This is a genomic window from Halobacteriovorax sp. DPLXC-1 (assembly GCF_036903125.1).
Lineage (GTDB): Bacteria > Bdellovibrionota > Bacteriovoracia > Bacteriovoracales > Bacteriovoracaceae > Halobacteriovorax_A > Halobacteriovorax_A vibrionivorans.
Window position 1 is genome coordinate 924,886 of sequence record NZ_JAYMCO010000001.1, and the last position, 13,314, is coordinate 938,199.

A 13,314-nucleotide genomic window follows, 5' to 3' on the forward strand; every position below is an offset into this window, starting at 1 on the left:
ATTTTAGTCCGTTGGGGACAAAAATTTCCCTTAAAACTGGTAAAAATTGTCTACTCTTTCATCTGGACTAATGAATAGGTAGAATTAAAGTGTGGTAAAGCCACTGCTGTAAATGATTTACGTAATTTTAAGGACTTATGGATGAGTAAACCTGTTAAATACAAATTTTCAAAGGCAAGAGTCGCAATCTTGGCCGTATCTTCGATCTCAATATTGACCATTGCTTATATGCTAAGCGGTGTTTCAAACAAATATAAGTTGGTATCAACAATCCAAAATGGAATTCAAATATGTAGTACTCGTGTTCAGCAAACGTATACAGCAGCGGTTGCAGGTGACATGAATTCAACTTACATGGACAGCAATTTTACTTCTCAAACAGGGGAGTGCTTTGCCCAAGTTACAGATTTAATGAATGAGTACGGTAAGTTCTCTTCAGCTATTATAAAGAAGTTCAATACAGTAAGTTCAAATGTTCACTGGTTCCATGAGAGTCTAAGAAGTACAGGGAAAGGGTTTTCTGTAACAGATCAGAACTTCTCAAAGAATATTGATGAAAAATACTCTCAATTTGAAGATGCTGCTGATGCAGGATCAATTTTGATTGAAAATCATGTTGAAACAATTTCTTCTTCTTTATCAAATATTAAATTATCACTTGCTCTTATAACGGCAGTTTTTCTCTTTACTTTTGTTTGGGAAGCAGTATTTAGAAAAATTGTTCTAAGACGCCGTAAGGAATTAGAAGATGAAGCTTTAAGTTTACTAATGCTTAATCAAGATGAGAATTTTGATGAAATTGAAAGTGTAATAATGAATGCGTTAGAGCTTAATGAAATGAAACATTGCTCAAAGCTTTATTCTGCACAAAAGCAGAGCTTTAGAAAAGAGAAGAGAAAGTCTACAATTTCAGCTAATGAAAATAAGACTTTTGGAATGCTTCTTTCTAATGATGATACAGATGCAAAAGAAGTGGCCGATGAAATTTGGTCAATGAGTGAAGATAGTAACGCTCAAGAAAGTGAGAAGAATCTTGATGAGTCAAATGTTCCAATGGTTAAAAGTTGTGAAATCTCATCTGTTAATCGCTTTATCGCTTGTAAAGTCCAAGATCAATTCAAAGACCAAGGAATTGAGTTTTCAATCGATACTCAAGAGAGAGAAATTCTTGGTGAGCGTGAAACAATTGAACAAATCCAATACAGTATCCTTACAGATGCTGCCAAAAATACTTTAAAAGCTGCTGAGGAGAGCGAAGAAAAAACTCTTCAAAAAGTTGAAGTTCAAGGGAAAACTCTAGGAGCTATCTACTACTTAAGTATTTCATCTTATGGTGATAATAAGAGTGGGGTAGAGCTTGAAACTTCTGTGCAAATTGTAAGAGAACTTTTAAAAGACATCTCTGGGCGTCTTGAACTAGCAAACCTTTACAATGATGATCTTCAGCCAGTTGGACGAAAGTATAAGCTTATTTTTAAGACGAAAGATATCAATCAAGTTGCGCTTCAAGAAAAGAAAGAAGAGCCTAAGAGTGAAGAGTCTAATAAAAAGGTTACTCGCATTGAAAAAGGTACAAAGCGCGAAATCATGCAACGCCTGATGTAGTTTTAGAACTCGCGTTTTTTAAGACTTTTAATCGAAACTAATTTTCCAATTTCATTTAAGATACTGAGGTAATTTTCATTTGAGTAGTCATCAGTGACTACCAAGTGAAATACCTCTTTGTACTCTGGTCTCTTTGTAGCAAAGAAGTAGTCAAAGATAATATCTGCAAGCATATGAGAGACTTTTCTTGCTGTTTTATGAAGTTGATAAATATCTAGCCCTTTAAGCTCATCATTAATAATTACTTTCTTATTACAAAGCTTTTTACAGGCTTTAAATACTTGCTGATCACTCTTTTTGATATTTCGATTGGCGCGAGACATGTACTGAAAGTCTTTATACATATTACATTTTCTATATGGGTTAAAAAGCTTAGAGCAGAAGTAGGCACTAATGTAATTATGGATTAAATAAACAAATAGTCCGGTACGATCGCGTTTATTAAAGAACTCTAAGATTTCCTTATCAGGTACTTTAAGCTTTGCCTGATAAATATGAATTCCAGCTAAGTAAGAGATACGATTAACAGAATAGCTAGAGCAATAATAGGCCTTTTTTCCTGGAAGTTTGAACGTTTTACCGTGTTCAATAAGCTTTTTGTAAAAAGACTGGGCCTTCTTTGATTTAACCTTTGAAATTGTTGTTTTAACTCTTTTTAGGTTTTGTTGATCAAAGATACGAAAGTCTTCAAGTTCTCCAATTGCAATATCGAGATCGAGAGTATTGTTGATCTCATGACAAAAGTAGGCGAAGTTATCAACGATATTATCTGAAAACTTGAGTGTTCCTGTTTCGATGATATATTCGTGAATATCAAAATTGGGGTCATCAGCTAAGTGCTCATACCAATAGATTTGCGACTCATACTTTAGCCATGGAGGAGAGTTTACGAGAACAAACTCTCTTAAGTTATATTTTACAATTTGATCTGACCTGAGTTTTCCTTTTTTTACAAGTTGCCAGTAAACTTCGTCAGTATTTTGATGAATAATAGTTTGAACGACGTTCTTTTTATTGAGATCAAAAACTTTTTGAGGAAGTTTATTTGGTACGATATGTAGCTCTCCAAATAAGATGAGGAGCTTATGATCAGGGTTTTCCTTGTGGTATCGGGTAATGGTCTTGGCCGCTTGGTTGTCTCTTTGGTTGAGATTTCCTTTTGTATTAAGGGCGATAATTGGAATATTGTGTTTCTTAGCAATTTCAAAAAAGATCTTGTAATAGGTCCATGGAAAGCGCCAAGAGTTCTTATAGTTAATAGACTCGAGAAACTCTAATTCCGTAATAGCACCTCTTAAAAACGAATCGATAAAGAATTGATGATTGATATGGATAAACTCCACACCAATAGCAAATTGGTAATCATTCTTTGCTAGGATACGAATGATTCTCTCAAGGTTACGTGTACTCTGATCAAAGGTGTGAAAGTCTCCGAGATAAATAATGTCTGAAGTATCAATTGATTGGTAGAGTTGATTGATTGTCGATGACTCAAACTCACGGCGAGCATAGCGTTGTTGATCAGTTCGATACTTCTTTAATAGCTTTGAGGGCTCTCCTTCAAGAGAGTTAGCTTTATTTTTAAAATATCGATAGATATTCCAATGAGTTTCATCGACCCTAAGTTGCATAAGTCTATGATATCACTAGTTATTTATTTGACCAATAATTATATTATTTAGAGTCGTGCTAATGAGTTGATATGTCTCGTTCACTTCCTTGGCCACTTGGTCCTGAGCACTTAAGACAGCATTTAATTCTTGTGCACTTGGTACTTCAAGAGACTGAAGTATTGTTGAGATTGCAGTACCTTTGGCACTTGAAAGAATGAATTGAATGAACTTGAGAAGTTGTTGATCACCATGCAACTTGATGATTTCAACGTCGTTTGAAACTAGCTTTAAGAAAGTAGTATGTTCACTTTTTTCCAGAATTGCACTTGTCAGAGGTAAGTGTACCTGGCTTCTGTCACTCATAAGTGTTTCAAGGTATACATCTTGATTATTTGGGTAAATTTGAAATTTTGGTAATTCAACAATTCTTTGAATCAGCGATGGGTTCGTGAAGTCGTAATTTGCTTGAATCTTTCCAGTTGAGATCTGATCACTGTAATTTCCAATGATAATCTTTAAGTGAGAAAGGATACAGCTTGTATGCCATGGCCATTTTTTCGATAGAAGATTGATCGTATCAATCTTGTTACTAAAGAGCTGCTTATATGTAGCGAAGCTTAAGCTTATAATTGAATCTCTTGAAAGAGTAATGTCTTGAAGTGATTCAATATGGTAGTCCGGTAGAAACTCAGTGCGTTCTAGGAATTTTGGAATCAGCATTGCATTGAGTTTCGCTTTTGTTTTCTTTAGTCCACCATTAAAAGTCAGCTGAGTAATTTGCTTACCAATTGTAGTCTTAAAGAACTCCCTAAATAAGTTGATATTTAAGTTTGAGATCTTTGGTAGAAGACCGAAATACTGGAAGTAAGCATAACCATATTCTTCAACTTTTGCTTTTAAAGAGTCAATTGAAGTTAGCTCAAGTTTTATGTCATTCTCATTAGTGAAGTCTACAATTAGTAGGTAAGGGTAGCGCTCTTGAGGATTCATATTGAAACCAAGTAGGTCATAACCCTCTTCATCTCTTGAGTTTGATCGGTAATTTGATAACGATTCAACACTGAAGAATTGATCAAATGGAATACAACTCTTAGTTAAGTTCTTAAAATATTGAGGGTGAGTAATCTTGTCACTCTCGCTATTATTACTTAATAGCTTTCCGTTAAGAATCGCATCTTGATGGAATTCAAATGATAATCCACATTTTGTTTCATTAGAAAATAGTGGAGCATCAATTGATTTCTTATTTGCAAATAATTTATCTAATTCTTCAACGAAGAAGTCGAATTTCGAGAAGTGAGTTAGGTCACCGTTCATGTTAACTGTCAGACAAGACTCTTTTAAAAGTGCTGAGTTAACATCTGGGTTTCCAAAGATATCAAGTTTGTTTTCAACAATTCTCTTAGAGAAGATATATAGGTAGCGAGGAATTTCTCCTTTACCTTTTAACCCTTCAAAATTGATACGCATACGTAATTTGTATTGCTTTAACAGGGCCTCGTTCTTATTTGCATGAGAAGGAACAAATAGCTTTTGATTTGAGAAAACATACATATATCCACTATTAGATAGATGCTCACCATTTTGCATAATATTTGTAATTAGAAAGTGGTGTGGGTTCTTCTTTGGAATATTAACAAGGTTTACAAGAATTCTGTCGTAGATACTTTGTTCAACTTCTGTTGAATCGAGCAGAGAGAATTGTCCGCTAGCAGAGACTCTCGACTTATTAGACTTCTGTTTAAATAAAGAAACAATAAGAGAAATAGGATCCTTTTGCTGTTTCGGTGCTAAGTAAACAAGGAAAGTCATATACTGAATTTCTTGGAAGATCTTTAAGTATTGACCAGTAACGTAGTTATCACCACGGAATTCTGGGCAAATAACTTCTTGCCACATTTCATTTGAGTTATTCTCCTGAGCAATCCAGTGAGAAATTGTCAGTGAGTTTAAAAAGTCTCCAGTAAAGAGAGAACTTAGGCAATGTGGAGCATCATTGAAGCTAAAGTAACCATTGTGGTTTTCAATCCACTTTGGAAAATTAACAAGAAGATTATTAATCATTAAACCAAAGTTTCGGTTACTGAAAGCATGTGAATACTTATCTGTTTCGTTGTTAAATAGAACAACTTCTAATTCATTTGGAATTTCGTGATTTAAAACCTTAAAAAACTCTATTGGGTTTAAGTCTTTAAAGATTGAATTGAGCTCAACAATGCTGTCTCCAAAGTTTTCATTTGGCCTAAACCAGCTGTATTCATTCGTCCCAAGGGCACGACTTGATAACTCTCTAGAGCTTGATACCTTAAAGATCTTACTTAAAGTTGAGTTTGGATTTAAGATTTCTTTCTTAGTTAATGTTTTAGAATAGAATGCACTCAGTTGGCTGATAAAGCGCACTTTTAAAATATAAACGCTAATAGAGCGTAGGCAGTAGACCTTAAGAAACTCTTGAGTTAGCTCATAACTAGGAGCATTCTTATTATCGAGGTTCTCCCAGAACTGATTGAAGTCTGAAATACCCTCTGGATGAACTTTATTATACTTAGTGTAATCTACGAATTCTTGGTAAAGAGACTGTCTAAGACTTCTATTACGTGAACGAAATGATTTAACCTGTGCTTTTGCTTCATCAAATAATTCAAAAACAATCTTTTTGAATTTTACACTTCCCTTAGTGAGTAAGCTTTCGCCTCTCCATTTTGGTAGGATATGCTCTGAAACAAGAAATTCACCGGCATTGATGCTTGGAAGTGAAGACTGAGCAGTGCTGGCTGCACCACTAGGCTGCTCTGAAGGAAAACTTTCCTTTTGAGCTACGCTTGGACCTTGGGTCTCAGCAATATTATTTATCAGCCAATTCTTAGCCGAAAATGATTCGTTCTTCACAGTGTTGTTGATTCCAAATTTTTTTTAATTCCCAGTAAAACCAAATTTTAAGCCAGACTAACTCCTTAACTTATCCATCGGAAAGTTAACTTTCTAAACTGTTAAGGGAAAGTCATGTGTTGCGTCCTTAAAATCGGTAGTAAAATATAACGATGGCCACTCATCTTGTCATGTAAAAAAACAATTTTCCGTTAAGAAAAGCTTTGTAAGTACTTGAAACTATGTATGCGATATTTCTTAAAGTTTCTGTCATCTATGACGAAGAGAGTCAGTGACAATGATTCAGTAAATGGAGTTCATATGAGTGGAAATAGTTCACAAAATGCAGCTGCAAAAAGTGCAGAGAAAGGTTTTTCAGAAAACGAGTTAGATGACATCATGGCAGAGTTTGCTAGTCTTGATGCTGAGCTTACAACAAGTGGGCCATTAGCAGAGGAAGAGCAAGTTAAAGAAGAAGTGCCAGTTGTTGAAGAGGTTAAGGCCGAAGAAGTGGAGACTCCTGAAGTTGAAGCCGCACCAGAAGAACCAGCTGCTGAAGCTGAACCTGTTGCTGAAGAAATTAACCCTCTCGATGAACTAGAAGCTGCAACACAAGCTCCTGTAGAAGAAGAACTTCATGTTGAAGATTTTCCTGCCGCAGAGGAGTTTGAAGAAATTAGTGCTGAAGCAACTCCAGCTCCAGAAGAAAAAACAGAAATTATTTCAGAAACAGATCTTATGGAAGCTTCATCTGAAGACGAGGCCAATCCAACTCCTTCAATTGCTGAAGCATTTGGAGAAGGCTTTGATGAAGCAGAGATGGATGCCATTATGAAAGATCTTGAAGATATTGATGCTTCAGCAGGACCTGCTCTTGAGATGGAAGAAGAGGTTGAACCAGAAGCTCATGAAGAAAATGTTGTTGCTATGAAAAAGCCTGAAGAAGTGGTTGAAGTACAGCCGACAACTGTTGCAACTCCAGCAGCTGGAACAGGTGAAGTGGCTTTCAGTGCAGCGGGTAATATGAATTTCAACGTTAATCTAACAATTGCTGGCTCTCAAGCGACACTTAGTGTACAAGATGGTTGCTTTAAATTAACGATGAATGGAGTTGATATCTCAATTACAGAAGAAGGTTGTAAGGCCTTTATTGAAGGTGGAGTAAACTTTAATATTCCACTTCCAACTGATAAGAAGGATGTCGCTTAAGACTTAAAAAAGGTTTTCAATGGCCATAAATATATTGGGTGGGCATGCGAAAGGGCATGCCCTTTTTGTTCCCCCTGTTTCAATTACACGTGCAACAACAGTTATGCTAAGACGTAAGTTTTTTGATGCACACCAAGATTTAACAAATTGCCTATTTATTGATCTTTTTGCTGGAAGTGGAGCTATGGGCTTTGAAGCTTGCTCTCGTGGAGCACAAAGAGTGATCTTAGTAGAAGATAATCCAAAAGCAATTTCAGTTATTAAAAAGAACAAAGCTTCAATGAATAAGAAAGTTGATACTTCAAATATAGAAGTTATCAAGCAAAAAGCTCAGGTATATATTAAGAATATCGTCACATCAATTAAGACTGACTTATATGATGAAGTACATCTCTTCATCGATCCACCTTATGAAATGAAGGCCATCTACTTCGAGATTTTAAAGATTTTAAGAGAATCTGATTTTCAAGGTGAAGTATGGTTGGAGTCAGATCGTCAAAAAGGAGTAGTGGAGGATGATCTCAAGAAGCATTCCTTTACTTTCTCTAAAGTTTACAAGCAGGGAACGAGTTATATTGCAAGAATTGCAATGTAGCTAGCTACCATATAAAATTAAGTCATATAAATTAAAAGAAATAGGAACTCAATGAAAAGAGCAATTTATCCAGGTACGTTTGATCCTTTTACAAATGGACATAAAGATATCTTAATGAGGTCATTAAGTGTTTTTGACGAAGTCATTATCCTTGTTGCCCACAATCGAAACAAGAAGCCTTTCTTCACTGCAGACGAAAGAGTTGCGATGTTAGAGGAGACTTTTAAAGATGAGCCAAGAGTAAAAGCTGATAAGTGGGAAGGCCTTATTGTTGACTATGCTAAAGAAAATGAAATCAGCTCAATAATTCGTGGTCTAAGACCAACAGGTGACTTTGAAGCTGAATTTCAAATGGCATCAATGAATAAGAGACTCTATCCTGAAATCGAAACAGTTTTCTTTATCACGGAAAGAGATAATTATTACGTATCAAGTTCTTTAGTAAAAGAGATCCATAAACATGGTAAACTCATTAAAGAATTTGTACCTGATACTATTTTTAATTGGATTAATAAAAAAGGAAAAGTTTAATGACAAATGTCTCAAAACGTTCTGAAGATATCAACGAAAGTATTACTTTAAAACTTAATGCAAAGGCCGTTGCTTTAGCAAAGGAAGGGCAAAAAGTTTATAACTTAACAGCGGGGCAACTTCCATATCGTCCACCTAAAGAGCTAGTAGAAGCGATTCGTGGAGAGTTGGACTTTTTAAAAAGTTTTCAATATAGCCCTGTTGCTGGTGATGGTGAGTTACTTGAGAAGTTAATTGATTATGTGGAAACATCGAGATCAATTAGTTTTGAAGACTACGACCATCGCTTTGCTGCTACTGTTGGAAATGGTGGAAAGCATGTTCTGGCAAATATCTTTGCTGCCCTTGTAAATCCTGGAGATGAAGTTATTGTTTTCGCTCCTTATTGGATCTCTTATCCTCAAATGATTAAGTTGAACGGGGGAGTCATCAAGGTTGTAGAGGCTTCTATTTATAATGCTTTTGAGCCAGACCTTGAAAAGCTCAAAGAACTATTAAGTGATAAAACAAAGGCCATCATTTTAAATAGTCCAAATAATCCATCTGGCGTTTTTTATAATGAAAAATGGATGAAAAGCTTCGCAGAGATTATTAAGCCTTTTGAAAATACTTATGTTATTTCAGATGAGATTTACTACGAATTAAATTACTACGATCCGAGACCTACTTATTTTTATCAATACGATCGTGAGCTCTTATCTCGTACAATAATCGTGGACGGGATATCTAAAAGCTTAGCTTCAACAGGCTTAAGACTTGGTTATTGTATTGCTCATGAAGATATTATAAGTGCTATTAAAAAGATTCAGGGGCATACTGCGTCTGGTTCTTGTTCATTAATTCAAAGAGCATTACTGCGTTATAATTTAAATCAAATTGATGAATACCTCTCGCCTGTAAAGAAGCATCTTCGAGAAAATTCATTAATTCTTAGAGAAGTTCTTAGAGAAAATCAACTGGAGAAATGTTGGTATCAGGTGACATCAGCTTTTTATTTTCTAATGGATTTTTCAAGCGCACCAATTATTGAAAAGTTTAAAAAGAGTGAAGACGATCAAACTGATTATTCTGTTCAGATTTGTGAACAATTACTTGAGGAAAAAGGTGTGGCGATGGTGCCAAGTGGTGATTTCGGTCTACCAAATTGTGCCAGAATGTCACTTGTACTACCAAAAGATGACTTTAGGGACGCAATTATTGCATTGTCTGAGTTCTTGACTCGGGAATAGTGCTGATACTTCGGTATCTCGTTCCCACTACCAATTAAAGCTATTCTTAAGAGATAATTAAGCTGTGAATAAACTAATCGTTCTAGCTACTTATCTCTTATTTCTACTTTCAGTCTCTTCTTGTGGAGTCGATGATGAACTCGAGCTTCAAAGAGACTATCTCTATGTTGAAGATCATCTTACTTCAGGAAATTGCGATAAGGCCTTAAGCGCAATGCTTTCAATGAAAGAGCAGAGTGGGGATGCTACTTATTATAAACTCCTGGCCTCTTCTTATGCGTGTAAAGCAGGATTTACAGTTACAGGTTTCTTTGCAAATGAAATTATAAAAATCGTAGCAGGGGCCGAAATCTTAAGTGGTTTATCGAGTTTTACTATTGCTCAAGAGATGACTAATATCGATAGCCTCGACTATTACTATATCAGTAAGGCCGTGGACACTCTTGTTTATTCAGGTGGTGTTGGGCCCGTTACAAAAAATCCTTCAGCAACTCTAAGGATTCAAACATTTGGTTCTTATGGAGCCGCCGATATCAATTCCCTTTTGATGTATTTACTCTTTGTTAAAAACGGTATGAATATGGCCTTCTATGGTAATTCAGATGCAACTGGTGCAAAAGGTGCAGGTACTGTTGGAACGAATGTCTGTCTTTATCAATATGCTGATATGGGTGATGCAGACCTAGATGCATATGTAGCTTCAATTTCTGGAAGCATGGGCGTCTGTGATGACACTGCAGACGAGGGGAGTGCTGAGCTTAAAAATGGCGACGGAAGTATTAAGCTAGATCGCGCATGTGGCCTTATGACAGATTTTAATAACCTTATTGATGTTCTCTCTAATCTTACCATCGGTAATGTTAGTGATGCCGACCTCGTTACTCTTTTAAGTGATGTCTCGACAGTTCAAGATGCTTTTACAGCTGGTCCTGTCGCAACATTTGGCCTATCAAATAATTTAATTACAGTTAAAAATACAGATGAATGTGTAACTGAATTCACAGGAAGTGAAGAGCAAGTTGGCTTTTATATGGCCTCATTTTTTGAAACGCTACACTCAAGGTAATCATTGAAAAACTTCGCAAGGCTCATATTTATTATTTGCTTAGGGTTATCGACGATATCAACGCAGGCCTTTGAGAAATTCCAATTAGGTCAATCTCCAAAAGCAAGACTAATGGGAAATGCTTGGATGGGATTAGCAAACCAAGATACTTTTACAATTTTTTATAATCCAGCAAGTCTTGGTGGTAATTACGATATTGATTTGTCTCCTGTAAACTTAACTGTTGCCGGGCCTAATGCCCTTGATGATCTCGATCGTTTTTCTAATTTACCAAATGATGCGGATGCCATTGCTGATCGACTCTTAGGATTTCCACTTTATTTAGAGTTATCTAATTTTTCAACGATCAAAGCACATCACTTTTCATTTTCTTACTTCACACAAAACCGTGCCAATATTGTTTTAAAGAATCGTGTAAACCCTGCATTTGATGTTGATTATAGCTATGACCGTGGCTTTATTACAGGATTTGCTTTCAATTTAATTGGTGGAAGTCGAAATAAACAAAAACAAAAAATTATGACAGGAGAGAGACTCTCAATTGGTTATTCTTTTAAATATTTAAGTCGTGAAGGTACAAAAGATAAATTTGATCTATTCTCTACAAATATAATCAGTAAAGTTGAAGCTGGTTTCGCTTCTATCGAAGATATTAAAAATACTTTCGGATACTCAAAAGGAGCAGGTACAGGTCATGATATCGGAATTGAGTATGCCAATGGTTGGGGAAATACTGAGTTTGTAGCATCACTAGCAATTCTCGATATTGCAGACACTCACTTTGAAAAAGAATACGGAGACAATAGCGTTCCAAAGATTAATATGGCCATTAATTCTGGTTTTGCCTTTAAGCAAGACTTTAAGGTCTTTGATTATGCTCTTGCCTTAGATATCAAACCATTAAATCAGGGACTCGACTTTGGCCGCATGATGCATCTAGGTGCTCAGGTCAATATTCCATTCTTTGGCTTTTTTGCAGGAATCGGTGAAGGTTATCTAAATTATGGTGCTGAGCTTAGAATGTGGCCTGTCACACTTACACTTGGTTACAATAGTGTTGAGATCGGTGCAGATTACAAGCAAACAGAAGGTGATAGGCTATTTGTTTTCCTATCTCTTTTTGATGTTTCAATGGATATCTTTTAATTACAATACTCTTCGCACTTTGCTGCGCATTCCCAATTCCCCTTTTTCTTTGACATCCCTTTCGGCGATAACTTAAAATTTAGGTAAGAGAGGATTCCTCCCATCAATTCTTAATGTCATGGAGGGCATTTTGACTAGAAAAACCTTTGTTCTTGATACTAACGTATTACTATTTGATCCTAATGCTATTAATAAATTTGGTCCAAACGACGTCTTTATTCCACTTGTTGTAGTTGAAGAAGTTGATCGTTTTAAGAAAGACCAAAATGAGAATGGCCGTAACGCACGTTACTTTTCTCGTATCATCGATGAACTTCGTCAAAAAGGTTCTCTTGTTGATGGTGTTGAATTAGATAATGGCGGAACACTAATCATTTCAGTTGATCGAGCTGTTGATAATCAAGAAGAAACGATTGATTTATCAATTAATGACAACTTAATTTTGGCCTCTGCAATCTTTCTAAAAGAGCAAGGTGATGATGTTACGTTAATTACAAAAGATATCAACTTAAGAATTAAATCAGATATCCTGGGAATCACAGCTGAAGATTACGGGATGAAAGATATGAAGATAGAGGAGATCTATAGCGGTTATCGTTATCTACCTCTACCTAAAGATAAGTTAGAAGAATATGAAAAGAATCGCTTCCTACAATTAGAAAACTGGGAAGAATTAGAAATTTTTCCAAATGAGTATTTAATTGTTCATGAAGAAGGAAATGATCGTAGAAGACTTCTAGGACGTTTTTCTAAAAGCAAGCTAGGAATTGTTCCTCTAATCCCAATGAGAGAAGGGATCTGGGGTATTTATCCAAAGAATATGGAGCAACAATTTGCTCTTGATGCTCTACTAAATGATGATATTAAATTAGTCTCACTTGTTGGGAAGGCCGGTACAGGTAAGACTCTTCTTGCCATTGCAGCAGGTCTTGAAATGACGATTAATCAAGAAAAGTATTCAAGACTACTTGTTTCTCGTCCAATTCAACCAATGGGAAGAGACCTTGGTTATTTACCAGGTGACGTAAATGATAAGCTAGGTCCTTGGATGCAACCGATTTTTGATAATATGGACTTCCTTTTTGATCAAAGAAGAGCTGGAACAAGTTCGTCATATGTTGATCTAATGGATCACGGACTTCTTCACATTGAACCACTGACATATATTCGAGGTCGTTCAATTCCTGGACAATACTTAATTGTTGATGAGGCCCAGAACCTTTCACCACACGAAGTTAAGACAATTGTTACTCGTGCCGGTGAAGGAACGAAGATCATCCTCACAGGTGACCCGTACCAAATTGATAGTCCATACCTTGATGAGGTAAACAACGGTCTTAGTTATGTTGTTGAAAGGCTAAAGACGGAAGATATTATTTCTCATACGCAGCTGACTGTTGGTGAGCGTTCTGCGCTTTCTGAAACAGCTTCGAAGCTACTTTAGGAGTTAGA

At 36.0% G+C, this 13,314-nt stretch carries 10 protein-coding genes; 8 read left to right on the plus strand and 2 right to left on the minus strand.

Features of this window, described 5'->3' with window-relative positions:
* Positions 1 to 141 precede the first annotated feature (141 nt).
* Positions 142 to 1,605 carry a hypothetical protein gene (locus tag VCM44_RS04515; RefSeq protein ID WP_120405269.1) on the plus strand — a complete coding sequence of 488 codons (1,464 nt, stop codon included), beginning with the start codon at positions 142 to 144 and terminating at the stop codon, positions 1,603 to 1,605.
* A 2-nt stretch (positions 1,606 to 1,607) separates the two neighbouring features.
* Here the strand turns inward: VCM44_RS04515 and VCM44_RS04520 are convergent, their stop codons facing one another.
* Together VCM44_RS04520 and VCM44_RS04525 are read right to left on the minus strand one after the other, a co-directional pair.
* Positions 1,608 to 3,236: a ChaN family lipoprotein gene (locus tag VCM44_RS04520; protein ID WP_334678119.1), complete on the minus strand. Its 1,629-nt coding sequence runs from the start codon at positions 3,234 to 3,236 to the stop codon at positions 1,608 to 1,610.
* 15 nt (positions 3,237 to 3,251) lie between these two features.
* Positions 3,252 to 6,107, minus strand: a complete 2,856-nt coding sequence (locus tag VCM44_RS04525; protein ID WP_334678120.1) for a hypothetical protein — start codon at positions 6,105 to 6,107, stop codon at positions 3,252 to 3,254.
* Positions 6,108 to 6,362: 255 nt separating this feature from the next.
* Here VCM44_RS04525 and VCM44_RS04530 point away from each other — a divergent pair, with 255 nt between their 5' ends.
* The 7 genes from VCM44_RS04530 to VCM44_RS04560 all read left to right on the plus strand — a co-directional run bounded on the left by VCM44_RS04530 (position 6,363) and on the right by VCM44_RS04560 (position 13,306).
* Entirely contained in the window at positions 6,363 to 7,295 is a 933-nt protein-coding gene (locus VCM44_RS04530; protein WP_133296855.1) for a hypothetical protein, read from the plus strand.
* Between the two features lie 19 nt (positions 7,296 to 7,314).
* Entirely contained in the window at positions 7,315 to 7,890 is a 576-nt protein-coding gene (locus tag VCM44_RS04535; protein ID WP_114705384.1) for an RsmD family RNA methyltransferase, read from the plus strand.
* A 51-nt stretch (positions 7,891 to 7,941) separates the two neighbouring features.
* Positions 7,942 to 8,421 (plus strand): pantetheine-phosphate adenylyltransferase, encoded by a 480-nt coding sequence (coaD, locus tag VCM44_RS04540; protein WP_114705383.1) that lies wholly within the window; start codon positions 7,942 to 7,944, stop codon positions 8,419 to 8,421.
* Positions 8,421 to 9,650 (plus strand): pyridoxal phosphate-dependent aminotransferase, encoded by a 1,230-nt coding sequence (locus VCM44_RS04545; RefSeq protein WP_114705382.1) that lies wholly within the window; start codon positions 8,421 to 8,423, stop codon positions 9,648 to 9,650. Before coaD ends, VCM44_RS04545 begins: the two co-directional genes overlap by 1 nt.
* Positions 9,651 to 9,714: 64 nt before the next feature.
* The gene (locus VCM44_RS04550; protein WP_334678121.1) at positions 9,715 to 10,716 is read left to right on the plus strand and encodes a hypothetical protein; all 1,002 of its coding nucleotides are present in this window, start codon (positions 9,715 to 9,717) and stop codon (positions 10,714 to 10,716) included.
* Between the two features lie 3 nt (positions 10,717 to 10,719).
* Positions 10,720 to 11,862: a hypothetical protein gene (locus VCM44_RS04555; RefSeq protein ID WP_162929671.1), complete on the plus strand. Its 1,143-nt coding sequence runs from the start codon at positions 10,720 to 10,722 to the stop codon at positions 11,860 to 11,862.
* Positions 11,863 to 11,980: 118 nt separating this feature from the next.
* Positions 11,981 to 13,306: a PhoH family protein gene (locus VCM44_RS04560; protein ID WP_412473686.1), complete on the plus strand. Its 1,326-nt coding sequence runs from the start codon at positions 11,981 to 11,983 to the stop codon at positions 13,304 to 13,306.
* Positions 13,307 to 13,314 lie beyond the last annotated feature (8 nt).

Coding starts and splice junctions, on each gene's coding strand:
- VCM44_RS04515 (WP_120405269.1), top strand. CDS start 142: ATGAGTAAACCTGTTAAATACAAATTTTCAAAGGCAAGAGTCGCAATC.
- VCM44_RS04520 (WP_334678119.1), bottom strand. CDS start 3,236: ATGCAACTTAGGGTCGATGAAACTCATTGGAATATCTATCGATATTTT.
- VCM44_RS04530 (WP_133296855.1), top strand. CDS start 6,363: ATGACGAAGAGAGTCAGTGACAATGATTCAGTAAATGGAGTTCATATG.
- VCM44_RS04535 (WP_114705384.1), top strand. CDS start 7,315: ATGGCCATAAATATATTGGGTGGGCATGCGAAAGGGCATGCCCTTTTT.
- coaD (WP_114705383.1), top strand. CDS start 7,942: ATGAAAAGAGCAATTTATCCAGGTACGTTTGATCCTTTTACAAATGGA.
- VCM44_RS04545 (WP_114705382.1), top strand. CDS start 8,421: ATGACAAATGTCTCAAAACGTTCTGAAGATATCAACGAAAGTATTACT.
- VCM44_RS04560 (WP_412473686.1), top strand. CDS start 11,981: ATGGAGGGCATTTTGACTAGAAAAACCTTTGTTCTTGATACTAACGTA.